At 58.0% G+C, this 26,980-nt stretch carries 14 protein-coding genes; 5 read left to right on the top strand and 9 right to left on the bottom strand.

Annotated elements, in window-relative coordinates; all coding sequences use genetic code 11:
• The coding region (locus tag KBZ08_RS16660) for an NPCBM/NEW2 domain-containing protein (protein WP_396122414.1) at nucleotides 1–157 on the bottom strand (157 nt) is incomplete at its 3' end.
• Between the two features lie 555 nt (nucleotides 158–712).
• Nucleotides 713–1,846, bottom strand: coding sequence for a DegT/DnrJ/EryC1/StrS family aminotransferase (locus KBZ08_RS11185; protein ID WP_315861257.1), 1,134 nt, complete (start codon nucleotides 1,844–1,846; stop codon nucleotides 713–715).
• Between the two features lie 485 nt (nucleotides 1,847–2,331).
• Between KBZ08_RS11185 and KBZ08_RS11180 the strand changes: the two genes are divergently transcribed.
• The 3 genes from KBZ08_RS11180 (at nucleotide 2,332) to KBZ08_RS11170 (ending at nucleotide 5,947) form a co-directional block, all read left to right on the top strand.
• Complete coding sequence (locus tag KBZ08_RS11180) at nucleotides 2,332–2,718, top strand: hypothetical protein (RefSeq protein ID WP_254972978.1); 387 nt, start codon at nucleotides 2,332–2,334, stop codon at nucleotides 2,716–2,718.
• Between the two features lie 592 nt (nucleotides 2,719–3,310).
• Nucleotides 3,311–4,564 (top strand): O-antigen ligase, encoded by a 1,254-nt coding sequence (locus KBZ08_RS11175; protein WP_254972976.1) that lies wholly within the window; start codon nucleotides 3,311–3,313, stop codon nucleotides 4,562–4,564.
• 273 nt (nucleotides 4,565–4,837) lie between these two features.
• Entirely contained in the window at nucleotides 4,838–5,947 is a 1,110-nt protein-coding gene (locus KBZ08_RS11170) for a glycosyltransferase (protein WP_254972975.1), read from the top strand.
• 52 nt (nucleotides 5,948–5,999) lie between these two features.
• Here KBZ08_RS11170 and KBZ08_RS11165 read toward each other — a convergent pair whose 3' ends face one another.
• Nucleotides 6,000–6,800 (bottom strand): WecB/TagA/CpsF family glycosyltransferase, encoded by an 801-nt coding sequence (locus tag KBZ08_RS11165; protein ID WP_254972973.1) that lies wholly within the window; start codon nucleotides 6,798–6,800, stop codon nucleotides 6,000–6,002.
• A gap of 343 nt (nucleotides 6,801–7,143) precedes the next feature.
• Here KBZ08_RS11165 and KBZ08_RS11160 point away from each other — a divergent pair, with 343 nt between their 5' ends.
• Complete coding sequence (locus tag KBZ08_RS11160) at nucleotides 7,144–8,892, top strand: glycosyltransferase family 2 protein (RefSeq protein ID WP_254972971.1); 1,749 nt, start codon at nucleotides 7,144–7,146, stop codon at nucleotides 8,890–8,892.
• A gap of 858 nt (nucleotides 8,893–9,750) precedes the next feature.
• Nucleotides 9,751–10,671: a DUF6492 family protein gene (locus tag KBZ08_RS16655; protein ID WP_396122410.1), complete on the top strand. Its 921-nt coding sequence runs from the start codon at nucleotides 9,751–9,753 to the stop codon at nucleotides 10,669–10,671.
• Between the two features lie 1,146 nt (nucleotides 10,672–11,817).
• On the opposite strand, the gene KBZ08_RS11155 is transcribed toward KBZ08_RS16655, so the two are convergent.
• The 6 genes from KBZ08_RS11155 to KBZ08_RS11130 all read right to left on the bottom strand — a co-directional run bounded on the left by KBZ08_RS11155 (nucleotide 11,818) and on the right by KBZ08_RS11130 (nucleotide 26,341).
• Entirely contained in the window at nucleotides 11,818–17,061 is a 5,244-nt protein-coding gene (locus KBZ08_RS11155; RefSeq protein ID WP_254972970.1) for an NPCBM/NEW2 domain-containing protein, read from the bottom strand.
• A gap of 704 nt (nucleotides 17,062–17,765) precedes the next feature.
• Nucleotides 17,766–18,431 carry a hypothetical protein gene (locus tag KBZ08_RS11150; protein WP_254972968.1) on the bottom strand — a complete coding sequence of 222 codons (666 nt, stop codon included), beginning with the start codon at nucleotides 18,429–18,431 and terminating at the stop codon, nucleotides 17,766–17,768.
• Between the two features lie 956 nt (nucleotides 18,432–19,387).
• Complete coding sequence (locus tag KBZ08_RS11145; RefSeq protein WP_254972967.1) at nucleotides 19,388–21,127, bottom strand: ABC transporter ATP-binding protein; 1,740 nt, start codon at nucleotides 21,125–21,127, stop codon at nucleotides 19,388–19,390.
• 27 nt (nucleotides 21,128–21,154) lie between these two features.
• The gene (locus KBZ08_RS11140; protein ID WP_254972965.1) at nucleotides 21,155–22,147 is read right to left on the bottom strand and encodes a glycosyltransferase family 2 protein; all 993 of its coding nucleotides are present in this window, start codon (nucleotides 22,145–22,147) and stop codon (nucleotides 21,155–21,157) included.
• Complete coding sequence (locus tag KBZ08_RS11135) at nucleotides 22,144–25,176, bottom strand: trifunctional glycosyltransferase/class I SAM-dependent methyltransferase/polysaccharide deacetylase (RefSeq protein ID WP_254972962.1); 3,033 nt, start codon at nucleotides 25,174–25,176, stop codon at nucleotides 22,144–22,146. Before KBZ08_RS11135 ends, KBZ08_RS11140 begins: the two co-directional genes overlap by 4 nt.
• Entirely contained in the window at nucleotides 25,163–26,341 is a 1,179-nt protein-coding gene (locus tag KBZ08_RS11130; RefSeq protein ID WP_254972960.1) for a glycosyltransferase family 2 protein, read from the bottom strand. Before KBZ08_RS11130 ends, KBZ08_RS11135 begins: the two co-directional genes overlap by 14 nt.
• Nucleotides 26,342–26,980: the final 639 nt, after the last annotated feature.

Here is a 26,980-nt window from a genome sequence, read left to right as displayed (position 1 = left end):
CGAGACCTTTGGCGTAGGTGGTGCCGTTGATGGTGAGGGTGCCCCCGTCTGTCGCCCCGTCTTCCCCGTTGCTGCGGTCGCGCTCATAAGGACCCCAACCGTTCACGCTCGCAGTGGGCGTCAGGTCGGAGAGATAAACGGCAATGGGCTCAGGCATTCAGAACCTGGGTCAGACTTCACTCTTCCCCCACTCTAGCTTAAGAAAGTCGATAGTTCATGAGATTCTCATTAGAGTTCAGGTAAGATATAGAGAGAGGCTGCTCGAATCCAAGGCTGGCGCTGGAGCGGATGGCGATCCCTCTTCACCTGAACATGCCAGAAAGCAAATGGATCGACACCAGAAGTAGGACGTGGTGCCGGCACTTCTTAAAGAAGATGAACGATAGACTGTGTATCACATCTCTTCAAGCAGAGGAGGTTGCCGGCCGATTCCAATGCTGGCGAAGGCGCGGTTCGATCTACTGCAGGACTGGTTCACACGTTCAAATCCTTGGAAGCAGGAGGTGCTGCACGAAATGCATCGCTTTCGCAGCATCATCTAAATCAGGCCAATGGAAGTGAAGATTCCCCATAAGAGGATGACGCTCGACTTACGCCATTCGCTGGATTAGATCCGCTTCGAACAAAGAGCTTTAGGTTCTGAATAGATGTGACCGGCACATGGCACATTGAACACTGATGTAACTGCTCTAGACAACATTTAAGCATTCGTTTAATAACACAAAAGCCTAATGACACGTGCTTGATCTGAAGAGGTTAGCTCTGGATAAATTGGCAAGCATAACACCCGACTTGCCGCCTCAGCAGAAACAGTCAAGCGGGAATCAGATGCCGATGGAAGGTCACGATAGACAGGGTATTGGGAGATCAGCGGAAAAAAGTATTTTCTAGCAATTATTCCGTCATTTTTGAGCCTCAGGCAAAGATCGTTTCGGCTCAGTGGATAGTCGTCTTCAACAAGTATTGGGAAGTAGGAATAGTTGGCTACCTCCTGGTGACGCTTCGAAATGCATGTCAGGCCTGCAATCTCATGAATTGCCTCCCGGTAACGAGCATCAATTTCTGCACGGCGAGATAGGACTTGATCTATATAGTCTAGCTGGAGAAGACCAAGTGCTGCTTGAAACTCATTTAGCTTCGCATTGGTGCCACTCGCGACGACATTGTCTTCATGATCAAACCCGAAGTTTGTCAGAAGATCAATACGCTCCTTAGTCTTTGAGTCCCTGCTGATTATGGCTCCTCCCTCAAAGGTATTGAAGACTTTTGTGGCGTGGAAGCTTAGCACCGAAAGATCACCATGATTAAGCAGACTGCCACAGTGACACTTTACGCCGAAAGCATGTGCGGCGTCATAAATCACCTTGAGGTTGAATGCATCGGCAATTGCCTGAATCGAATCCACATCACATGGGTTGCCATAACAGTGAACAGGAAGAATGGCGGAAGTCTGTGGCGTAATTACCTCTTCTAACTTGCTTGGATCTAAATTCAAGGTGCAAGGATCAATATCTACAAATACTGGCTTAATGTTACACCATGCCAGTGCATGCGTGGTGGCCGCGAAAGAATAAGGGGTGGTAATAACCTCCCCTGATACATCCAGAGCCTTTAATGCGACTATCAGCGCATTGGTACCATTATTGAGTAGCGAAATGTATTCAACCCCTAAATACTCACAAAGCCTTTCCTCTAGTTGACGATGGAAAGGCCCGAAGTTTGTTAGAGATTTGCTGTCCCAGATCTGACGGAGGAAGGGCATAAACTCTTCCAAAGGTGGCAAAAATGGCCGCGTCACGTAGATCTTCTGATCGTCGCTTGATCGATTATTTTCCATCGAGAACATTGATCAACGAGGAGCTGACGGTGCAATAGTCACTCGATCATCGGCCAAGGGAGGACGCGTACAAAAATTGCAGCAGTCTTGAGCTCAGCTATTCACGCTACCCAATACCATAGCATAACCTGTCCAATTAGGTAACTATGCTTTGCCACAAGGTGATTCATGCTTGTAGCTGAGCGAGCCGCTGCCGATTGGGCCGCCTAAGACCAAGTATGACGTGCGGCCGCAAGAGAAGAGCTGGTAGAACGGCAACCTCTCGGTTCTGGAGGCTGACGAGCCCTAGAGAGTCACACGAGTCCACTCCTCCAGCAGAGTCCACAACCTCGCAGAAGCTCCGGCTCGAAGAATCGCTCAACCTTACCTTTGCTTGGAAGGGTGTAGGGCCTGGTCCTGTTGAACTTAAATGCCAAGGCATGACAGGCGTTTCGCCACCCATGCCACTGGCAAGCAGAGCCGTTGTCGCTGCGCAACCATGGGCACTCGGTCCCATGGCCGGTGAACCAGGACGCCGCATGACTCAGAAAGCCAACCGTTCGATCACCGGCGATCCGGACGCCATCACGATGGAACCGGGCCTGCTGGTTGATGTCGAAATGGTTCAGTCGCCGGGCTGCACCCGCTGGTTTCGTTTGCTGCTCGAGCAGCTGGGGTCGAGGGTCCTCAGGCAGTTCAGCCCATGGCTCAGCATCGCCCTGGCCAGGATGCTGATTGGTACCAGTCGCCAGCCGAGCAATCCGCCTCAGGCTGGGACTCTGCTGCATGAACTCCAAGGCCTGCTGCTGTTGTTGCGTCGATCCGCAAGGGCCGTTGGCCCACCTCAACAAAGGCGCGCCAGCCGATTGCGGGCGGGTGGGGTGCGTAGGCATGGGGCGTGAGGTCTGGCGCTGCTGGGTCGCACCACAAACCTGTAGGCCCCATAACCCATTGTCAGCAGGAACAACCTGGACACTCCATACCTGGGCATCCAGAATCTCAGCCTTCTGCATCAAATCACGGAGGAACTTGGGCTTGTGAATGTTAAGGTCATTTGAGCAGATCCATTGCATTCACAGCGTTCTTGACAGATCTGATGGCCTCTGTGGATGGGGAAGGTGCTGATTGATGCGCCATACGCTTCTCGCTTGGGCCAGAATCAAGAAGGCTTCCGCGTGCGTCACTCGCACGTCCCGAAGGTGAATCACGTGGTCGGCACTGGGCATGGTGACATCGCGACGGCGGATCATCGCCACCACATTCGGCGTGGAGACGGGGACATTCACACATGGTCAGTGACGGCGGCGAGATGCATGGATAGACAAGTTGCCGATTGCCGGTGCAAGAAAGGTCCCGAACCATTGTCTAGCATTATTTCGCACAGGTAAGCCCGCCGTGATCCCCCTATCGCCTGTTGGTCTCGCGCTTCTGACAGTGGCACTTCTGGCCTTGCTGGTCGCCCCACGTCGATGGGCACCTGTCCCTGTGCTGGTCGTGACCTGCTACTTTCCGCTGGCTCAGGGGGTGATGCTAGGTCCGCTGAGCTTCTACGCGATTCGGCTCCTCATCTTGGCAGGCCTGATCCGCATCTTCATGCGCGGCGAGTACCGCGGGCTACCGCGCAGCCCGCTGGACATGCTGATGCTGGTGTGGTCCATCTGCGCATTAGCTGCCAGCGCGTTTCGCAGCGATCCAGGCGCCACACTCATCGGAAATGGCGGCATCGTTTTCAACGCTTTTGGGACGTACATCCTATTGAGGGTTTTCTGTCGCACTCCAGGAGACGTCGTCTTCCTCTGTCGCGTCGTCGCCTGGATCCTTGTGCCGGTCGCGCTGGAGATGGTTTACGAGAGGCTTGCAGCGAGCAACCTGTTTTCTCTTCTTGGCGGCGTAGCCGAAATTCCTGAGATTCGTCAGGGTCGCATCCGCGCCCAGGGTCCGTTTGCACACTCAATCCTGGCCGGAACGGTCGGGGCTGTCATGCTACCAATGTGCATCGGGCTTTGGAGTCGCCATCGCTTCACCGCAATCGTTGGAGCGATGGCATCGGCAACGATGGTTGTCGCAAGCGCCTCCAGTGGCCCCTTGATGAGCACGCTCTTTGCGACCATCGGCCTGCTGCTTTGGCACGTGCGTAGCCACTTGCGAACGTTGCGTTGGACGCTGATCTGCCTCTATGTGTTTCTGATGGTCGTCATGAAGTCACCGCCCTACTATCTGATAGGACGCATTGACCTCGCAGGAGGTAGCACCGGATGGCACCGCGCCAGGTTAATCGAGTCGTCATTGGAACACCTCGGGGAGTGGTGGTTAGCCGGCACCGACTACACACGCCACTGGATGCCCTATGGAGTCGCATGGAGCCCTAACCATGCTGACATCACAAACCAATACTTGCAGATGGGAGTGGTAGGCGGGCTGCCGCTCATGCTGATGTTCATCTTTTTGATCGCCAAGGCCTTTTCGATCGTCGGGCGTTCGGTTTCCGTTACACAAAGATCACAGCCTGAGCATGCCTTTTTCTGCTGGGCTTTAGGCGCCTCCCTTTTCGCCCATGCGACCACCTTCATCTCAGTTGCCTATTTCGACCAATCGATCGTCTTCCTCTACGTCACGATCGCTGCGATAGCAGTTTTTGGCGCGCCTCAATTCGTTAATTCTACGAATCGGAGTAGTCTGCCGCCGCTCGGCTGGATGGTTGTGCGAGTTCATCGAACATCACATCAAAACTCCACTAAGTCAACCTAGCTGATGCTGACTGCCCACCGTCTTGAATTATGGCCCCGTAGGCCTAACGGCTTTGTCATGATGGTGGAGTAGGCGATGAGTCAGGACCACAGCCCCCATCACCACGTGTGGGGCATTCGCCGGCATGGCAACAGCAGCAACCCGGGGGGCTCGACATTATATGGGCGGCCGGCTTCTTCAACTCGACGGGAGCGGTCACACCTATGATTCCACCACGAAGACATTGAAATCATTGAAACCGTTGTACGTTGACCAGATGCTCGTGTCCTCGCGATGAGCGGCCCTATCGTCTGGTTCTCTGGCGTCGATTGGGACAACGTGTTCCACACCGATCGACGCATGGTCGAAGCGATCGCCGAGTACCACGATGTCATCTTCGTCGATGCGCCTAGCCGCGGCCAATGGGCCGGCTGGCTGCGGGGGCAACCTCCTGCTGTCGAGCAGACACTGCCGCGGGTTCGCCGGCTGCGTGTCCCCGCTCTGCCGCTGGCTACAAAGCCTGTGAGCCGCTTGATGACCAGGCTGTTACAGCGGTGGACATTGCGCCGCAACCTTCCCGCCGGGCTCGTGCCGGCGGCGGTGGTGGTCGCCAACCCTGTGACGCGGTTTCCGCAGAGCTTTGGCGGCAGGCGGATCCTGTTCGCCACCGACGACTGGCTGGCCGGGTCGGGCCTGATGGGACTGTCGCCACGCTGGGTGCGTCGAGTGGTGTCGGCCAACGCCCGCGAAGCGGACGCCGTGGCGGCGGTCGCCCCAGTGCTCCTCCAGCAACTGCTCTCCCTGGCGGCAGAGGGTGTGACGGCAGAGGTGTTGCCTAACGGGGCTCCACCGCCCGGTACACCACCCCATGGCTCTGAGGCGGTCGCCATCCTTGTCGGTCACCTCAACGAACGTCTCGACCTGGCATGCCTGAATGCGGTCGTGGACGCCGGTGTGCGGTTACGGATCTTGGGCCCCCGAGTGGATCGGGACCCGGACTACGCGCGGCGGCTGGACGCGTTGTTAGGGCGCCCCGGCGTGGAGTGGCTCGGGCGGCTGGTGAAACCTGAGCAGGTGGTGCGTGAACTCGCCGCGGTTCGGGTAGGGCTGACCCCTTACCTCATCAACGCCTTCAACCAGGCGAGTTTCCCGCTCAAGACTCTCGATTACATCGCTGCGGGACTGCCAGTGGTCTCCACCGACCTGGACGCCTCGCGCTGGCTGGGGTCCGAACACATCCGCATTGCCGACGGACCAGAGGCGTTCGCCCAGCTCGTGGTGGAGTGCATCGCGAAACCGCCATCGCGGGCAGAGTCGCAGGATCTGCAGCGGCTAGCCGGTGAGCATGGTTGGCCGGAGCGCGCAGCACAGATGCTCCGGCTGGCAGGCATCGCCACGGACTGACCGGACTGCAGAAGGAACACCATGGACACTGTGAGGGATCGACGGGCTGCAACTAGCGTCTCCTGTTCAGGCGTCGAAATGCGCTCTCGGTCAGGAGCACGATGGCGAAGGGGATGCCATCCACGAGGTAGCGTTTCGCGAGTCGACCGGGTTCCTGAGTGAGGCGATGGATCCATTCGAGACCGAGTCGTTGCATCCAAAGCGGAGCACGTTGGACTTCGCCGGAGATGAAGCTCAGGCTGATGCCGACCCCCATCCACCACATGCCTGGGAACTCCAATCGCAAGCGATCGATGAGATTTTCTTGCTTGGGAGACCCGAGGGCCACATAGACCATGTCGGGTTTTGCAGCCTGGAGGAGATGGTGAATGGCTTCGAGTTGCGCCGGATCACTTTCAAAGCCGAACTCTGGACAAAACGTTCCCGCGATACGCAGGCCTGGAGTGCGTTGCTTCATGGCTATGGCAGCTTGTTCGGCGGACCCGGGGTTACCACCAAGCAGGAAGAGGGATTTGCCGTGATCGGCAAGCGCTCGGGCAAGGCTGATGCAAAGGGTGGATCCAGCGACCCGCTCGGGGAGAGGAGTCCCTTGGAGTTGGCTTGCCCAGATCAGAGGCATACCATCAGCGATGACGAGATCAGCCTTATTGACGAGGGCTTTGTATCTGGGATAACGCTTGCAGCGAAGCAGATGATCAAGGTTAGCGGTGACAATGTAGCCACCTTGATGCCGACGCAAGGCATCGATGATGTGGGCACTGGTTTCGTATTCAGTAATCGCATCAAAGGCTATGCCTTGCAGGTCAACTTTAGGCCGTTGCGAGCGAGGATTCGATACCATTTCAGTCGTCACCTTCCCAGTCGTTAGTTTGTGGGGTTTCCCTGATGTCGTAGAGCCCGGTCTGGGCTGCGCCGAGATGAGCTTACGTCCAGCAATGAGCTGTTGCTCATGGTGGGCGCGGCTTGATGGTAGACCCCCCAGTCTTGGCCGACGGACCAGTGGAGTCTCGGCAATGCACAACCCAATGCCGGGAATCGAGTTTTGCTTTCCGCAGATTTGAGCTATTGTTAAACTTGGTGATGGATGCTGCCTCAATGGGCCCTTTGGTGGAGAGCGAAGATCATTCCTGCTGTCGGCCAGCATGTTTCCTTTGTCAGGGTTTCATGGGTCAAGCGTGGAATGTGCCGACAGTGCGGTGAGCAGCTTTCGTCTGGTGGGGGAGGCGGCAGAGGTTGCCGTCATCGTGGTCACCTACTGTTCCGCGCACGACCTGCCCGCGCTGATTGAGTCGCTGCGAGCCGAGGCCGAACACACCGCGCTGCGATTGATCGTGGCAGACAATCGCTCCAGCGACGCCACGTTGGAATTGGCCCGAGCCTACCCAGATGTGGTAGCGGTCGACACCGGCGGAAACCTCGGCTACTCCGCCGGGATCAACAGGGCCATGGCGTACGCAGGTGATTGCCCTGCCGTCCTGGTGCTTAACCCTGATCTCGTCGTGCAACCCGGTTGCATCGTTGCGCTGCTGAAGCGCTTGGACGGGGATGTTGGAGCCGTGGTTCCCGTCATCCGCGACGGCCGAGGGAAGCTTGCCCACTCACTCCGCAATGAACCAGGGCTTGTCCGGGCCTTATCCGATGCAGTGCTCGGGCGGTTCTGGCGAACCCGGCCGCCGTGGCTCTCGGAGTTCATCCGCGATGATCGGGCGTATTGCAGGGCACAGCGCATCGACTGGGCGACGGGAGCCGCGCTAATGGTGGCGCGACCGGCGTGGGACGCGGTGGGACAGTGGGACGAACGCTTCTTCCTGTACTCGGAAGAGACCGACTTCTTCCGCCGAGTCCGCGCCGCAGGATTCTCGGTGTGGTTCGAGCCGGGAGCCGAAGTGACGCACCGAGGGGGGGGCAGTGGCTCCTCACCACAGTTGAACACACTGCTGATCGTCAATAAGGTCAACTACTTCCGCAAGCACCGCCCCTTGAGTGTGGAGTTGTACCGGCTGTTCCTCATCCTCGGAGAGGAACTGCGCCGCGGGGGTAGCAGCCACGAGCTGGCCCGAAGTACTCTGCGCCGCCGAAGGCTCCCGGCAGACATACCCTGCGCCGAGTACGCGCCGGTGCCGGCCGAGGAATTTCCCTCGGCGTCGATCATCATCCCGGCGCATAACGAGGGCGCGGTGATCGACCGCACGCTCGCCGCGCTGGATCCTCTGGTCGCCGCGGGCACCGCGGAGGTGATCGTGGTGCCAAACGGCTGCACCGACGACACGGCCGAGCGGGCGCGTGCCCACGCGGGGGTGCGGGTGGTGGAACTCGCCGAGGGTTCCAAGACTGCCGCGCTGAATGCCGGCGATGCCCATGCCAGCCGCTGGCCCCGGCTCTACCTCGACGCAGATATCGAGGCTCCAGCGGAAGCGCTGGCGCAGGCGGTGCGGGCACTCGCCGGGGACGGCATCCTCGCCGCCCGACCAGCGTTCCGCTGGGATCTGCAGGGTGCCGAACCCGTGGTGATCGCGTACTACCGAGCGCGCGGACGGATGCCTTCGATGTCAGGGTCAATGTGGGGCGCGGGCGTCTACGGCCTGAGCGAGGCAGGTCACCGGATCCTCGGTAAGTTCCCCCGGGTGATCGCTGACGATCTGCTGGTCGAGCGCAGCTTTCCGCCAGGTCGCAAGTACGTCGCCTCCGGCCCGGCGGTGGTGGTGCGGACCCCGCGAACGGTGCGAGACCTGATGGCTGTGCTTTCACGATCACGGCGGGGCCCTGCGGAACAGTCCCTCGACACCGGCAGAGCCAGCGTGCGCGAGCTGCTACGCACGGTGGCAGGTCCGGGGAGTGCAGTGGACGCCGTTTGTTACGCCCTCCTCGCCGCTGCAGCTCGCAGGCGCGCCAATCACACCACCCTCAGGTGGGAACGCGATCTGTCCACAAGAAGAGAGCACTGACCAAGCACCTTGTCCTGACTCCCCGCTTCAACGCGCTTATTTGGAACCTGGATAGCTTGATCCACGCTTAGGACAGCTGCTGAAAGCACCGAGTCGATCTCTTCCACAGACAATCGGTGCGCTTCCCTCGGCTGAGAGGCCGCATTCGGACTTTGAAGAGATCATTCCTTCGCCTCCCAAAGCTCGCCCGCTGGCTGCTTTGCCGTCTCGCATGGAAAGACATGGCTGCTGCTTGTATTCCAATGTTCCGGGAGGGACGGCGTACCAGGTAGACGGATTGGAGGCGCGCCAGCTGTCGGGCTCACTGGGCTGGCGTCCCTCTGCGAACATGAATCCAATGACTCGCTTCGTCCACAGACTGCCGACGGCGCTGGATCGTCGGGTCGGCCATTGCGATCAATCATTCGGCTGGGGTCTGCGCTGGAGGGCTGTCGAGTCAACAAACATGGGGATGGCCAGAGATTCAAAGCGCAGGCAACAGATCCCTTGCTCTTCGCTAGGAATGTCTAGGATTAGCAAACGACTCACTGAGATGGTCTCACGATCTTTGCAGCCGATTCAGTTAACCGCTATGGGTATACCCCAGCAACAAGCTCTCATCGCCAGAACGCCAGTCTGGCTGGATCGAGGCAATCATGGTAAGGTTCAAAAGGTTCACTTGGGCTTCCCCTGCGTCAGATCTCGCTGCATTCCATGGAAAATGGTCTTCCAGTGACAATCAATGAGTATTCCAACCCTGGCAGTGACCATGAGTGGAATGTGAAGTCAACTGGAAAGCGCATGCGCCGAAGCTTTACCTCTCCGTTGCTCCTGAGCCCTTGAGCGCACCCCCAGCAAAGAACTCACCTGCGTCGAACCATGGGTAATTCTCCCCAAAACGATATCTTCGGCCAGTTGCCCAACCAGGCTCAGGGTCTGACGGTGGTAACACCCAGCTACGCACCCGATCTGGAGTTGCTTTCCGAACTCCGCACGTCGTTTGAGTTTTACGCATCAGAACAGGTTACTCACCTGATCGTTACTCCTTCCCGCGACGTCAAACAGTTTCGTTCGCGATTCGCTGGTCCTCGCTGCGAAGTGGTCGCCGTTGATGACATATTTCCAAGGAGCATTCGATCAGTTCCAGGAGTCAATGCCTGGGTGAATCTCCGGTCCCCGTGGCCGCCTGTGAGGGGCTGGATTGCACAGCAACTTGTCAAGCTATCGGTCGCTGAGTATATCAGCACTGACGCACTGCTCCTCGTGGACTCAGATGTGGCTTTTGTCCGATCCTTCTCGGCGGACACATTCATCCATCAGGGTGTGGTGCAGTTTTATCAAGTACCTGAGGCCATTGATGCAAGCATGCCTCGCCATATTGAATGGCATCGGGTAGCACGCAAGCTCCTCGGCATACCCAACATGTCCTCACTTCCTCTGCCAGATTACATCAGTGCCATGACACCCTGGGACCGGAGATTGGTCATGAGGTTACGGTCAAGAATAGAGGAAGTCACCGGGCGGAGTTGGATCGACTGTATCTGTCGCCAAACACACTTCTCAGAGTTCATCCTCTATGGGGTGTTCCGCGATGAGATCTCACCGAAAGGGTATCCAGGGGCAACGAGTCAATCGCTTTGCCACTTCTATTGGGACACCAAGCCACTTAGCAGCACTTCTGCGGCGGCGTTCATGGACTCACTACATGAGTCGGACGTCGCAGTCATGATCTCAGCCAAGTCAGGGACGCCGCTCGAGGTGCGGCGCCAAGCCCTAGGCACTGCACGACGAAAGGAATGATGGAATTTGGTCCTCTCAATCCTAAGCTCCCCTATTTCACAAACTTGGGCGATCATCTTTGAACGCCGATTGAACACTAAGCGACCATGGCCAAGTGTCGGGGGTGCATCGAACTCGGTGGTGGCATTAGAGCCCGGTGATCGCCATGGAGTTGGACCGTGTTGCTTGAGATTGTCCTGACGTTGGCTCCACAGTCGCTGAAGCACCCAGGACATGGACACCAGAATCTGAACCAGCCCTGATGAGAGCTTCCCTACCGGTCAGACGTGGCATCGGGAAGCCCCATGAAGGGCAAGCGCCACAACCCCGAGCAGATCAGCCGCAAGCGGCTGATCTGTCGTAGTTGTGCAGGAATGGGTCCAGTCTTCCCAGCGCCGTGCCTGCCTTCTGCTGGGCCAGAACTGCACCACCCATTCTCCTGCCCATGGAAAATGGGCCTGATTTCATTGCGAATGGACTACAGGAGTGGCGCACGGTCAGCGCTTCCGACACGGCATTCATCAAGTCAGGGACACCATGGGAGAAGCAATTCGTGGGATCAGTCAACAACCTGTCTGGCGGTGGATTCCTGACAATGGAGCTGTTCGCCCCGGTGCCGGAAGCCAGGCCATTGGCAAAGCCGAACCGGATGGAGTCCAGCACCTACAGAGCGAGTCGGCACTCGAAAGGCGACGCCCCTGGAGGCCATCCAGCAGTGGAAGGCGGCCCGACAACGCGCCAGCTCTCAGGAACTGGACCAACCTTGGGAGTTACCTCAGCAACTGTGGTCATTGCAGGCCTGCAATACACTCTGCAAAAGCCAGTTTATGAAATTCATCGGGCTCGAGCCGTGTAACCTCAACAACGACTAGCTTTGGGCGAAACCCTAAAGATGCTGTTGTAACTTCCCTTTTCTACATTAATGGGTCCAACGACGATCGGCAGATGACAAGGCACATGTGGGCTCAGCAGGAAACCGACAAACCCATTGATCACGGCAACTCGTACACTGCTGTTGCCTACTCGGCCAATCGTGAGCGGCGGGGCCGCCAATTGAATCTCTCATCTGACCTCGACGCAGCTGAGCAGCTAGATGGAATCTGGGCAAGATAGAAGCCTGCCCGGTGTTCACCGGACAGGCTTTCGTGTGTTGTAGATCGGTGGGAGTTAGCGGAGCGAGATCCGGTAGATGTGGTGGGTGTGCTCGGCGGCGAATGTATCGGTGAAGGTGCCGTTGGTCACGGTGAGGGTGCGTCCTTCGTCAACCACCTCAACCTGCGCCCCGGAAACGCCAGGGGGAAGAGTAAAAGTACGGACACCGGTTCCGCCATCGGTCATGGCGAGAATGTAAACGTCACCATTGTAAACCCGCAGGGATGTGTCGAGCCCAGTGCCGAAGTTCCATTGATACGGCTGGCTGTTGAGGACTGGCGCCATCCGCTGAACTTGTGCATTGATTTCGGTGACCTTCGCCAATCTATCCGGATCACCTGTGACAAGTGAATAGGTGCCATTTGTCGCGTCATTATTGTGTTGGAAATACGCAACACCTGATGCGCCATTAATGAGGGAGTTCCATACAGCTCCTTCAATTTCTTCCGGTCTGATCGTTTCGGCTCCGGCTTCGGTGAGGAACGGCCTGGCGGTCTCGACAAACACCCAGTTGGGTTTCTGGACTCCTGTGGCTACCCCGTTGAGCTGGGATCCCAGTAATTCCATGCGATCCTGTTGCCAGCCATAAGCGGATGCAGAGTCTGGATTCTGACCAGACGGCCAGTAGGGAGTCCTCCCGTATTCGAATCGAACATCAGGGCTCGTGTAGGCGTACTTGTCTACGGTGGTAACATCTGTCGAGGCAATGAGGTCGTCCATGATGTTTGGCGACCACCATGTCCCCAAGACTCCGTTGCCGAAGTTGGCCTGCATGAAACGCCCATCATTCAGCGCCCTGCGCCTTGCAACTTCTGCGGTGTGAATTGCAAGCCTTTCGGCCTCTGTACCAGGCGCCATGTCGACTTCCTCGGAAACGTGCCAACCGACGACGCGAGGGTTATTGCCAACCTGTGCCGCAGTCCATTCAGGTTGCAGAATCAGGAACATGCCAGTATCCGTCATGCTTGTCACACTAGATCCGTCGTACTCTGCACGCATGTAGGTGTTTATCCCTACCTGCCTCAACTGTGCGGCATGGCTTGGTTTGCCGTAGAACACTCCGATAGGGAAGAACGATGGATCTGTCCACCCCGCAGCCGCAGCCGTTGGGAAGTTTGCATAGTACGCAGGGCCACCCCACCATGCCTCAAGCGGTAAGCTCAACTTCCCACCAGACGGAGGGAGAGTTCCTCCAACGACAACCGCTGTTGTCGGCATGCTGGTAAGCGATTCGCTGGAACCCAGCTGATCCACGTAGGACGAAATCGCTCTCACGCGCTGGCCAACCTGCGCCTGCTGCAGGGTCAGGGTACGGCCCGTCGCCCCGGCAATCGCGCTCCAAGTGGTGCCATTGCTGCTCTGCTGCCATTGGTAGTTGATTGTCGCTGGCAGACCATCCGCATCCGCGACCGTGGCCGTAAGGAGCTGACCCTGGGTCGGCGTGCCACTGATGGACACCACACCAGGATCATTAACATTCAGAACAGCCGCTGTTGTCGGCGCACTGGTGAGCGCTTCGCTGGCACCCAACGGATCCACGTAGGAAGCGATCGCCCTCACTCGCTGGCCAACCTGCGCCTGCTGCAGGGTCAGGGTACGACCCGTCGCCCCAGCGATCACGCTCCAGGTCGTGCCATTGCTGCTCTGCTGCCATTGGTAATTGATTGTCGCAGGCAGCCCATCCCCATCCGCGACCGTGGCCGTCAGGGCTTGGCCCTGGGTCGGCGTCCCGGTAAGGCTGATTGTGCCAGGTCGATTGACGCCGGTTGTCCCGATGCGAATCAGCTTGGCGTCAGCCCAGTCAGCTTTGTCCCAGGAGGCGGAGCCATCAGCAGTGTCAACGATCAACTGGAGTGACTGGCGTCCTGCGATATCAAGATCGACGTACTGAGGGTCGGTGGCGCCAGTGAGGGTGCCCGATCGGAAGACCTCAACGCCGTCGGCGAGAACGCGGAAGATCACGGATCCATTGGTGCTTGCAACTTCGTCGTCGATCCCGATGAAGGACTGGAAGCGGCTGTACAGGCCGCCGATGGTATACGTGAGGCTAGAGCTGGCGTGAACGCCGAGACCCTTGGCGTAGGTGATGCCGTTGATGGTGAGGGTGCGCCCGTCGTTGGGAGCGCTCTCGCCGTTGCTGAGGTCGCGTTCATAGGGACCCCAGCCGTTGATGCTGACGGTGGGTGTGAGGTCGGAAAGGTAGGCCGTGCTCGATGGTGGCGGCGGTGTGATGACGGCCTGATCGTCGTTGGTGATGGTGCCGGTGACGGCGGAGCTGGTGCCAATGCGGTAGCCGGAGCCAGCAGCGAGGGTGAGGACGACGGTTTCGTCGGCCTCACCAGTGCTATCGGCGGTGGGATTGACGGTGACGGTCGCGGTGGCGGATCCCGCCGCGAAGGAAACGGTGTAGATCGTTCCGGTGCTGGCGATGCCGGTGTAGTCGGTGCCGTTGGTGGCCGTGCCGGCGACGGTGTAGTTAACGCTCAGCGCTGTGGTGGTGCTGCCAGTGCGTGTGAAGGTATAGATAAGGTTGGGTGTGCCATCTTCTGTGACGGAAGCAGGAGAGACGCCGAGAGTGATGGAAGGGAGGGGAGTGGCCGGCGAGCCACTGAAGAGCAGCTTGGCGTCAGCCCAGTTGGCCTTATCCCAGGAAGCGGAGCCATCGGCCGTGTCGACGATCAACTGGAGTGTCTGCCTTCCTGTGACATCAAGATTGACGAACTGAGGGTCGGAGGCGCCAGTGAGGATGCCTGATCGGAAGATCTCAGCACCATCTGCGAGAACGCGGAAGATCACGGATCCCCTGGTGCTTAGAACTTCATCGTCGATCCCGATGAAAGACTGGAAGCGGCTGTAGAGGCCGCCGAGGGAGTAGGTGAGGCTGGAGCTGGCGTGAACGCCGAGACCCTTGGCGTAGGTCGTGCCGTTGATGGTGAGGGTGCGCCCGTCGTTGGGGGCGTTCTCGCCGTTGCTGATGTCGCGTTCATAAGGACCCCAGCCGTTGATGCTGACGGTAGGTGTGAGGTCGGAAAGATAGACTGGCTGCGGGGCAACCGTGGAGGAAATGAGCAATGGAGTCGAAACTCTATTGCTTTCCGGCGTACCCAATGCATCAGTGTAAGTTACATTTACCCTCACCTGTTGTCCGCCCTGCGCCTGCTGCAGGGTCAGGGTTCGTCCCACGGCACCGATGATATTCGACCAGGTGCTGCCATTGCTGCTCTGCTGCCATTGGTAGTCGATCGTTGCTGGCAGACCATCCGGATCCGCGACCGTGGCCGTCAGGAGCTGACCCTGGGTCGGCGTGCCGCTGATGGACACCACACCCGTATCATTAACATTCAGAACAGCCGCTGTTGTCGGCGCACTGGTGAGCGCTTCGCTGGAACCCAGCAGATCCACGTAGGACGCAATCGCCCTCACGCGCTGGCCAACCTGCTCCTGCTGCAGGGTCAGGGTACGGCCCGTCGCCCCGGCAATCGCGCTCCAGGTGGTGCCATCGCTGCTCCGCTGCCATTGGTAGTTGATCGTCCCCGGCAACCCATCCGCATCCGCGACCGAGGCCGTCAGGACCTGACCCTGGGTCGGCGTCCCGCTGATGGACACCACACCCGGATCATTGCGATTAAGAACAGCCGCCGTTGTCGGCGCACTGGTGAGCGTTTCGCTGCCACCCCGCTGATCCACATAGGACGCGATCGCTCTGACCCGCTGGCCGACCTGGGCCTGCTGCAGGGTCAGGGTGCGTGCCGTGGCCCCCGTGATCGCGCTCCAGGTGGTGCCATCGCTGCTCTGCTGCCATTGGTAGTTGATCGTCGCCGGAAGCCCATCCGCATCCGCAACCGTGGCCGTCAGGATCTGGCCCTGGGTCGGCGTGCCGCTGATCGATACCAGACCTGGAGCATTCACATGGAGAGCAGCGACTGTGGTGGGCGTGCTGGTGATTGATTCACTCGCACCCAGCAGATCCCGATAGGAAGCAATCGCCCGTACCCGCTGTCCAACCTGCGCCTGCTGAAGGGTCAGGGTGCGTGCAGTGGCCCCAGAAATCGCACTCCAGTTGGTGCCATCGTTGCTCTGCTGCCACTGATAGTTGATCGTCGCCGGCAGCCCATCCGCATCCGCGACCATGGCCGTCAGGGTCTGACCCTGGGTAGACGTGCCGCTGATCGTTACCACACCGGAGTCATTTCGATTTAGCGAGAAGGTTGAACTTCCATCGTTTTCATCGAAGGTGCCCAGGATCACGTTGTAGAAGCCCGTGGCACCAGAAAAAGCAAAGGTGGCGGAGCCGGTTTCGTTGGCAGCACCACCCATCAGGCTCAACACCGATCTACCGGAAGCGGCGCGAATACTCTCAAGCCGGTACCCGCTGCGGTTCGCGATGCTTTCAGCCTCGATAGTCACAGAAGACAGGCTGGCTACCGGAACGAAGCGGATATAATCGAACCGAGCATGCTCAGAATTGATCTCTGTGCCCATTAAAGTAAACTTCTCACCGTTGCTTACGTTCAGATTGGCAACAAGTAGGCGCTCGACTTTGGTAATTGAATTTGCCAAGTTACTGGCCAATTTCTGATCCAAGGTGATGCTACCCATCACGTCAAGAATCCCATTGTAAGATTCAAGAAATGAAGGCGCGAGAAGTGTCGCTCGATCAACCGTACCCGTTGCATGCTCAAGGATCCAATCTCCGCCACGGGACGAGGAGCCTGTCAGGTTAATTGAAGCAGCGACATCAGCGCCAGTCAGCACACTGATTTCATTGACAAAGGCCTTTCCTTTTTCTCCTGACGCAACATTACATCCATAGATCAGGATGTCTGCATCATCCGCAAGGTGGCTTTGCCATTCTGAAAGCATGGCAGAATAACCCGGAAGCGATTCAGCGCTCAGAAATCCACTACCGACTTGAAGCTCTCCCAATCCGCCGTGAGTGAGGATATCAATTCTGCTCAGATCTTGATAGCCTCTGAGAATTTCCGAGATCTGGGAGATACCGTCCTTTGCAGGATCCAGAAGAACCCGTAGATCTGCCTCAAACCCTGCCATCAGCGCCAAAGGATCATCAACTCTGGAATCGATGAAAGCAATCGACGCGGGATGACTTGATAGATCTCCAATGACTGAAAACAAACTGGACTGGTCTTTAAAGCTGCCACCTGTGGCAAGAAAATCCGAAAACGGAAGAGTGGAGCTACTAGTTGATTCCATCAGGAAAAAGACCAGAAAGAACGTTTGTGAAATCCTAAATAACATCCAATGATCTTGGGTTTAGATCACACGTAAAACTGTAAAGAGCCGAATAGGGCTAGGACAAAGATGTCGGGCTTGGCCGTAGCGTGCTGAGCTCGATATCAATGAGTACAAGCTGTTGAATACCGATAAGAACCAGGGCTCACAGGAGGACTCTTGGATGAGGGAGTAAGGAGATGGATTGCCCCCTGCCTTAGTTGTGTAAATCATGGCGAAACGAGGGAAAACTAAAGACGAAGTCCATCCGCGTCAAGAACTTCCAACTGTTGCCAGATGGAATCTCCGAGCCAGTCAAAAGTCATTGCGCCCAAAACGCTGGGGGAAATGACATTGCTGTGGGGGGGGTGTGGGGATGGAAGGGAACCTTCTCCCCCGCACTCATCATCGTTGTGCAGCAACCATGCTGTCTTTGTGCTCGGGCCAATGCAGGAGAAGAGTTTGATGGCCAAGGCTGAGCAAGGGCTTAGGTTTTCACCGGTGGTCCCATGCGTTCAGGCTCAAGAATCTTTGTAACGGCCACTGTGCTGCCTCCCCAAAACGCTCGTGCCAAGCCTTCCGCCGGGCCGTTGCGGGCTTTGGACAGGGACGGCAAGAGGGGAAAGGAGTGGAGAAACGCTGTAGCACCAAGGAGTCTGACCATACCGAGCCCGTCCAATGTAAGGCTTTGTAAAGGCTGCCTTTGGGCTGAAACTCAGGGCATCAATGGCTTAAGCAACATTCAGCATTTCAGCAAATCTGCAACCTATCTGCAGCCACTGGCTGTAAAGCGCTGCAACCATGCCTTTGCCTGGAGGGTGCCATCCAGGAGGCCGACAGGCAAGGTCCCAGGGGGGAGGAGGGGGTACCCCCGTTTCCGAGGTGCTGTCGTCCGCCGGGCAGGAACCGGGGACAACACGCTTCCTCAGAAGGGAAAGAGGGCCGGGAAGGGGCAGGCCACGCAGGCCCCCGGCAGTGAGGATCCATGCCCGAGGGGCTCGGATGATCAGCATGGTGTGCCGTCCCACCAGCAGAGGCACATCCTTTCCCTTGTGCCGGGCGCCCACGGCAAAAGCGATGGAAAGGTGGATCAGTCCAAGGGCGATAAGGGTGATGGTGGCCGAATCAAGACAGGCGGAGATGAAGCGCTGTTGCCAGACGGTTTCCAGCAGGCGAAAGGGAAGGCTGCTGACCACCAGAGAAATGCGCTGGATCACAAATAACGCGACTGCCATAATGGCAAGCCGTTCGGCCAGGAGGGCCGAATTGAACGCTTGGAACGCTCTGTGATCCTTGGTGCTGGCCATCAGGACGACCAGAGTTGAACCCGGCGGACCAGTGGCTTGCCAGCGTTGGATGCCAACGTGGATGTCAATGGGATGGATCGCGAGCGCCACGGAATCGGGGGCATTCGGGCCACTAAAGTCTCCCGTGATGGCATCATCCCGTGACAATGCAAGTTGCCAGTCCTCCAACCGACTGGGCTATTAAGGTGTGACTGAATATGACCAGGAGCAGTGAGGCGTCCATGATTGGTCATCAACTAAATGCTCAGAAGATGAGGACAATATGATCTTAGAGGCAACGCAAAAGGGATTAGGATAATGGTAATGGCCAGAACACGACCCTGAAACCTTGCGGAGCTCCATCGATGAAGCAGACATGAACATGAACTGGTTGACAAACGTCGGTGTGAGATGGAGCCTTAGCCTGGCGCTCCCTCCGAAGGCTGCCGCGCCTCCCAGGACGGGCAGCGGACCAGTGGACTTCGCCTGCGAGGCTCTGATCAGGAAGTCGCCAGAAGGCAGTACCTAGGAGTGTTTCTCGACCTCTCTCTGTTCTTCCACCGGCTGTCTTTACGTTCTGGAAGCCAAGGGTGAACTGGGCCTTACTGCAGCGGTCGCCAGACTCGAAGGAAATGAATGGGTCCTTGAGCCGGTCGGCAACCTGATCGGCGGTGGAGCGACTGGGGTCGCTGGGAATTCTGCAACAACTGAAGCATCCCGCTGGTGCCGCCAGCGATCCCCGTGTCTCCCGAATCACCATGGCAACCACAGCGGCTGATCATGCGAGCGTAACCATCAAAGCCAGAAAAGGGGTGTGAGCTTGAAAGGTTGTGGTGATTCCGAAAGATCGATCACGGGAAAGATCACGACATGTTCACATTGAGAGATTCCATAGCCTTGGCAAAGAAGTTCAGAATAGAGTACAACACATGCTTGCCGCATTCGACTAATCCAGAAACCGGAACACTGATTCAGGGTCGCGTCATGACACCCAGTTCACGAGCAGATCAAGGCAGGGGAGTCGGACTTGACACTTTGCCGTTACGCAAAGGGACGAAGCTCTTCGGTCACGTTGACATTGATGTCGCAACACGCCCGCCATGAAGATGAATCAAGTGGTCGGCGTGGCGCACGGTGTCAGAGTGGTGGCTGATGATCAGCACGGTGCAGTTGTGAAACCGCTCTGCAATGGCTTGGTTGATACGGTGCTCAAGTTCGTTGTCGAGGGCGTTCATGGCTTCGTCGAGTATCAGCAGTTGCGGTTTTCGCAACAGTGCGCGGGCTAGACCGAGGCGCTGGCGCTGGCCGCCTGAAAAGCGATGCCCTTGCTGGCCGATCCAGGTTTCGTACCCTTCGGGCAGGGAGTCGACGAAATCGGCCACACCGGCCATGCGCGCCGCGTCCAGCACGTCGTCTCGCGACGCCTTGGCATCGGCCATGAGGATGTTGTCGATGACGGTGCCCTCGATCAGGTCGACATCCTGTCCGGCCACGGCCAGCTGGCCCAGCCACTCCGTGCGCCGCAGGTCCTGCAACGGCATTCGGTCGACCTGGATCGTGCCGGCCGCGGGCACGTACAACCGCAGCAACAGGTGGATCACGGTCGTCTTGCCGGCACCACTCGCCCCCACCAGCGCGGTGGTGCGGCCGGCTGGAATCTCGAAGCTGACGTTGTCAAGCGCAAGCGGCAAGCCGTCGGCGTAGCGGAAGCTGACGCCTTCGAAGCGAATGCCATGGCGCAGCGACTCCATGGGCAGGTGCCCTTGGCTTCCAGCGGCCTTGCCTTCGACCTTCAGCATCGATCGCACCGAGCGCAACCGTGGCTCGATTTGTGCCAAATACAGCAGGTGGCCCTCGATTTCGCGCGCATGGGGCTGCAGTCGGTAGAGCAGTGCCGCCGCAGCGAGAACGGTCGCCAGGCTCGTGCCCCCATGCACCGCGGCGGCAGCGATCCCGAACAGGATCAAAAGAAAGCCAACCTCGGTGATCGGATCAAGCAACGCCGACAGGCGCGTCAGCGCCAGCGAGGTTCTGCGCGCCTCAGACGACGAGCGCAGAAAGCGCTCCTGGTGGGCGCGCTCCTGTCCGTAGGCTCGGATGGTTCGCAGGCCCTCGATCGTCATCAGCATCTGCTCCGCCAGGTCCTGGTGGACCTGCTTGACCGTGCGACCTAACGCCTGAGCCGGACGTGACAGCCGTCGCAACAGCATCGACATCATGAGCGACCCAACGCAGGCGGTGAAGGTGATCTGCCATGACAGGGCCAGCAGGAAGACACCAAAGATCAGGATCGAGCAGGCCCCGATCAGAATGCTGGTGAAACTGCGATAGGCATCGGCGACCAGCCACGACTCGGAGCCCAGCACCTCCATCAACTGTGCCTGCTCATGGTGTTGCATGAAGGCGTAGGGCGCGGTGAGGTAGAGCCCGTGAATGCGGTTGCGCAAAGCCTCGCTGATGCGCTCGCTGATCGTGGCGCTGAGGGCCTGGTTGGCGTAGGACATGATCGCCCTTCCCAGGATCAGCAGCAGGATGCCCAGTGCCATCAGGGTGGGCGAGCCAAAAACAGCGAGTGCACGATCCAGCGCTTGTCCCAGCAGGCCACCCACAGCCTCGGTGGCCTCCCCGGTCTGACCCAGCGCCACGAACACGAAGGCGACGATCAGCGTGATGCCCAGCGTTTCAGCAAGCGATGTCGCCAGGCCGATGCTGATCAAAACCGGCGTGCCCCAGGCGGGCTTGGGAGTGAGACGAAGCAGCGCGGCCAGGTGTTTCAGCGCTGCACGCCTTGAATGTTCCGAGTCCAAGCGGTAAGAAATGCCTCCACGCAGACCCTAGCGTCGCGCCATCTCAAGAAAAGATCGACCCGGTGGAAAAGCAGGTTCGGACCCAATCAATCCCTTTGAGCGGCGAAGCCGGTCACGAACCACCCGGACTGGATTCAACAACAAGTGCCCCAACACCCTCAACGCCCCGGGGCGGTGCTCCTGCCACATCATCCACCAAAGAATCCACACTTGACGTCGGTCGCGCCTGCCGATGGCCTCTTCAACGAGCCAGATGCAGTAGTTGATCAAGCCATCCATTGCCGGTCCGAACTGGTCGGGACGTCTAGCAGCGAACTCACGGCACGCCAGCATGTGTGAACGGAACATGCGTTGATGCTGGCTGGACATGCTGTTGGGGAGATCGCGATAGCCGACCAGGAACTCAGGAACTCTCACGAAGAGATAGTTCTCAGCGATACGACAAGTGAGCGACCAGTCTTCACAACCCTCGAACCCTGCGGCTCGTAGCCGACTGCTGAAGCCTTCGGCATCGATCAAGGCCTCACGGCGGACCAGTACATTGCTGCCGCAGCAGATGAAGTTAGTGCGAAGGATGGTGGAAAGGACATCTCCTTCGAAGTCTGTTCCTCCGTAAGAGCGCCCGGCAATGCCGTTGGCGTCGATGCGGACGGTCCAGACGTAGGCCAGGCCGGCTCGAGGGCCTGCAGCCTGCAAGGCTCGTAGTTGGCGCTCGATCTTCGTCGGCGCCCACAGGTCATCGGCATCGACAAAGGCGATGAATCCGGATCGCGCCTGTTGCCAACCGGCGTTGCGTGCGGCGGCGACGCCCGCGTTTGGTTGGTGAAGGACCTGAACGCGCTGATCGACTGCGGCATGCCGCTCGGCCAGTGCACGGGTGTTATCGGTCGATCCATCATCAATGACGATGATCTCCAGGTTGCCATGGGTCTGGGCACGAACGCTGCGCAACGTCTCGTCAAGCGTCTCCTCGGCGTTGTAGGCCGGGATAACAACGCTCACGAGTTGATCGTCGCTCACTGGGACGCCTCCAACACACTCACAAACTCCTCAAGCTCCATGTCACCCCGGACTTCCATGCGCGGCAGTCGCATGGGATCGTCTGACAACGACGCCGCTGCGGATTCCGTGCTGAAGCCGATGCTGTAGCCGCATTCGGCCGCAAGGCGCTGCAGCCGCTGATCAGTGAGGCCGAAGGGTGCGGCCAGCGCGCAGGGCTGCAGTCCTGTCCACTGTGAGAGGCAGTGCCGCGAGCGCAGGAGCTCCTCGGCCAGATCGCGGGTCGACAGTCCATCGGCACCGCAGTGGCTGGCCAGATGGCTGCCGAAGCGAGCGCCCTGGGACGCCAGGGTCGCGATCGTATCGGGGGCCATCAACGACGCCGGATCTCCGAAGCGGCAGTCCCAGTCGGCCCTTCCGCCGACGAGATCGGTGACGACGAAGACCTCGGCACGAAAATCATGACGACGGAGCAGTGGCCATGCCGTGTCGGCAAAATCCTGGTAACCATCATCAAAGGTGATCATCACCGGCCGGCCTACGAACGGATGGTTGTAGGCCAGAAACCAGGCAAGCTCATCAGACACAATCGTGTGATAGCCGTTCCGCCGCAGCCACCGCATCTGGGCTTGGAACATCTTTAGGGAAACGCGATAGGGCGCAAGCTCCAGGGGGCCCTGGTCGGCAATTCGGTGGTACATCAGCACTGGGACCTGTCGGTGCCGCTCTGTCACGGCCAAGTCCGCCCGACGAGCGATGGCGCCGCCCCAAACGATCTGGCGGTCCAGCTCGACATCGATCTCAGCGTTGATGGGCAGCGACTCGATCATCGCGTCGTAGCTCGGCGCACCATCCACGAGGCGAGAAAACCGATCGATGCGATAAAGATCCGTACAAATCGATCGATCGAGATAAAGCCCAGATACCTCACTGAAGACGCGATGAATCGTCTTGGCTCCCCAGGGATTGCCCCAGTCGAAACCAGTCCTGGAAGTATCTTCTTTGAGCTCGAAGGCATGGGCTGCCAGAAGATGACCACCCGGCCTTAAAGCAGCCGCAAATTTTTCTGCGACACGCTTCAATTCAACGTCACTATAGAGATAGTAAAGCACTTCCGAACAGATGATCAGATCCAGATCTTCGGGCAAGGGATCAATGGCGAGATCCAGCTGCCGGAAATCAATGTTGTTCTGAGCGCGGCAGCGGTGACGTGCCCGATCAAGAGCTGTAGGCGAGATATCGGTTGCGATCAACCGTTCAACATGGGGTGCCAGAATCTCGGTAAAGCGACCTTCGGCACAAGCGATCTCGATCGCCCTGGCGATCGGGCGATCGGGTAGCAACAGGAGCTGACGGGAGTATTTTTCCTGCTCATAGGGAGAGCCATAGTTCCAGGGATCGGGCTCCTGGAACACGTTCTCCCAGTAGGCCTTGCGATCAGCGTAAGTCTCCTGCTTAGGTTTCCTCACAGCACGATCAACAGGCGTATACAGATAGGTGCCTAATGCATCGGTGGATTGCTCAGCCTGCTTCTGCAGATGAAGGAGCTGTTCCCTATGGCTTGTCGCCGGTCGGGAAGGTGCTGAGGTGCTGCTCAGCGCCCTTTGAGCGGCCGCTTGCCGAATACGCCGCCAGCCAGAACGCCGAAAGAGCTCGCGCGGCGCATGCTTGGCCGCGCGTAAGCCTTGCAGAATAATTTGCCATGTCAGCGAAGAGAGTCCGAGAGAGAGAGGGGCGATAGCGAGAGCGGTGGGAAAGCCAAGCTGCGCGACCGCTATGTCAAGCCAGTGGCGGGACGTGATGGTGCCAAGGATCCCGAGATCCAGCAGCGCCAGCACATCGCGACCATCACAGAGGTAGACATAAAGACGATCGATCCCCAATGGCGGAGAAAGCGGTGCTGGATGGCGCAAATCCACGCGCAGGCCAAGAGTCAGATAAAGATGGCGGGGCTGGGCGAGATCGTCGTAGTCCAGCACAAGTCGCTCGAATCCGTATTGAACCCTGCGAGCGGCGACTGGATCATTCCAGAGTCTGCCAAGCTCGGCGATCAATTCCGTTATCGAGGAGCCGAAGTCTGACCAGCGTGCGGCGAGCTGTGCTGGGATGGCCCGCAGGCCCAACATGACGCCATCAAAAAGAGTTTCGACAATGTATTTTGAATAATCTTCTGAAAGATGAAAGTTTCTCAGGACGTCCAAGGTGCCGATACCGTTGGCACCACGTCCTATTTCAAAGGCCGCACACGAAACAACAAAGTAATAATAAACGAGGTCTGCTGTCCAACCATCCGCAGTGGAGGCTCCGAAGGGATAGTGGTCGTTTGTGTCCGATAGGCGCGCATCCCCAGAGAAGCATCGCCCGATCACAATGCGGGCATCGGTGAGCATTTGACCGACATCACAGGATAGGGAGTCGACGCTCGCCCGGTAATAACTGAACAAACCCTCGACGGGAATCCACCTCCCTCCAAGACGGGCAATGCGCTGCCAAAGATCCCAGTCTTCACAAGTTTGCAGATCCGTATCGAAACCGCCAACGCGGGAAAGGGCGTGACGATTGAGAAGCACTGCATGAATCGCAGGAGCGCAGTGCTTGGACAACTTCTCGAAAGGTGCTTCTGCAATGAGGGGATCAGCGTCTACAAATTGCTGGTGGCCATCTGGCATGATCCGGGCATAGCCGCAATAGGCCAGATCAGCGCCTGGAGCAGCGTCCAATGCCGAGTTCATGAGCATGAGGAAACGATGGTCGATCCAGTCGTCGCTGTCCAGAAAGAGCACACGCTGTCCGGTTGCACTGGCTAAACCGATGTTTCGAGCACCAGAGGCCCCAAGCCCTGACCCATGAAGACCAACGAAGCGGTGATCCCGCTGCACATAGCATTCAATGAGGTCCGCCGTCTCATCAGTTGAACCATCGTTGATGATCAACGCCTCCCAGTCGGGGTCAGTCTGCGCGAGCAGACTGTCCAGCGTCTCTGCGAGAGTCTTGCCGGCATTCCTGGCCGGTATGATGACTGATGTCCGTGGATGGCTAGCGGAGCTCATCGTCACTCTTTCCAGCAAGATAATAATAGACTATTCCAGCAAGATAGCCTAGTATTTCTTCCTTCAGAAACCGATCCTGGGCTGATGCTCTCCCGCGTAGACGCTTCACTATCCTTTGGCAGTACCACCATGGCATTCGCAGAAATGCTTGAGATCGATTAGAAGCAATACCGGTACGTTCGTATTGAACGAGCAGTGCAGTTGCATGGCCCCGCATGTATTGGAAGATCTGGCTGGACAACCCTTCCATAGTCCTGCGATGGAAGTGGAAGGCAACTGAACTTGGCTCATAGCGGCAGGAAAAGCCCTTGGCGAGGAGCCGATACCAGAACTCAGAGTCCCCAGAACACCCAGCCTGGCCAGCGTCTAAACGCGTGTCAAAGTAGCCAACACGATCAAACATATCGCGCCGAAACGCCATGCTGGCACCTGCACCGACTTTCCAGGCGGGGAATATTTCGATATCACAGGCCGCGAAAGCATTTGGGTGAAAATCTTTCCGGTTATATCCTTGACCAAAGCTCCAGTAGGTCTCGAAATGAAGTTGGGCTTCAGTGGCCAGCTCAGCGGGGAGCACTAGACCAGTCACTGCCCCGATGCGCGGATCATCGAATGCCGAAACCAACCCTTCCAACCAATTCGGATGCAATATAACGTCATCGTCAGTGTAGGCCACGATCTGCGAGGTGGCGTAGCTAGCGCCGGTGTTTCGAGCGAAGTCGAGTCCAGGTCGATCTTCACGAAGATAGATCACTCCCGCTTCCATGGCTACCGCTCGGGTTCGTTGATGCTTGGAGGCATTGTCAACAACGATGATTTCGCGAGGTGGATAGGTCTGTTGGGGCAAGGTGGCAAGGCAGCGCTGCAGCTCTTGGGGACGGTCCCTAGTGCAGATGACGACGCTCACATCCAGCTGCGCAGAAAAGCCTCGCCGCTCTTCGTCGGCAATGGTCTCCAGCATTTGGGCATCAACCTGGCCGATGAGTGGTGCCGGTGCGGGCTCGACCGACCAGCGGTGCGCGACGGGCCGGCCATCCCACCAGAAGACGATCAAGCCCTTGGGTGTGTCGGGCAGCGCATAGCTGCCGTCATCGGCCAACACGACATGACACACGCCTGATTGGTTTTGCCATGTGTCGGTCGACACTGACTTGGATTCCTCCAACTGTTTCGGCAACGATCATGGCGCCGGGGTAGGCAGTTTAGCGACAGCGATGAACCATGGCTCGCCTTCAATCGGGCGGGGGTACCGAATCGTTGAATCGCAGCGCTAACGCATCTCACGCCCCTGATCCACAAGGTCAGATCACGCCAAGACCCTGGAAAGGAATCCCAGTTGTCCGGTCAGAGCCGCTCTGTATGGGACTCGGCCAAACTGAAGGGCCTTCTCCATGTCTGGCTCGCTTGAGCCTGGCAAGCATGACGCTGCTGCCGAGCTGATTGCCAGACAGTCTACGTTGAACCGCTGCAAGAAACGATTGGTGGTTATCCTGGATGGGCAGGCAGGTTGGGCAGGAATGGAGCAAGAGCCCTTGAGAGAAGGCTCCGCATGCACCTTCGTGCCTTGCTCAACGAGAATTTAGCTCTGGAGTTTGACAACCATCGTTCCGATCTCTGGTTCCGTTATCTTTTTCTTCAACTCCATTGGGAGGCGTTTAACGTTCTGATGCTGCATTGGATCCATTTGCAGCCCGCCTTGGCGACTGACGGTCATACTGTGACGGCTGGGCTTCAACGACTCTTCAGCCGAAGCGATCCATCCACCGTGCCGGTTCGTTTGGATACGCTGCAATGGAATCGCCCT

The sequence above is a fragment of the Cyanobium sp. Candia 9D4 genome, assembly GCF_024346155.1.
Lineage (GTDB): Bacteria > Cyanobacteriota > Cyanobacteriia > PCC-6307 > Cyanobiaceae > Cyanobium > Cyanobium minutissimum.
The sequence above is the reverse complement of the archived record's forward strand: the minus strand, read 5'-3'. Positions and strand labels throughout refer to the sequence as shown.

Coding starts and splice junctions, on each gene's coding strand:
- KBZ08_RS11185 (WP_315861257.1), bottom strand. CDS start 1,846: ATGTTCTCGATGGAAAATAATCGATCAAGCGACGATCAGAAGATCTAC.
- KBZ08_RS16655 (WP_396122410.1), top strand. CDS start 9,751: ATGGGTAATTCTCCCCAAAACGATATCTTCGGCCAGTTGCCCAACCAG.
- KBZ08_RS11155 (WP_254972970.1), bottom strand. CDS start 17,061: ATGTTATTTAGGATTTCACAAACGTTCTTTCTGGTCTTTTTCCTGATG.
- KBZ08_RS11180 (WP_254972978.1), top strand. CDS start 2,332: ATGGCCGGTGAACCAGGACGCCGCATGACTCAGAAAGCCAACCGTTCG.
- KBZ08_RS11135 (WP_254972962.1), bottom strand. CDS start 25,176: ATGAGCTCCGCTAGCCATCCACGGACATCAGTCATCATACCGGCCAGG.
- KBZ08_RS11170 (WP_254972975.1), top strand. CDS start 4,838: ATGAGCGGCCCTATCGTCTGGTTCTCTGGCGTCGATTGGGACAACGTG.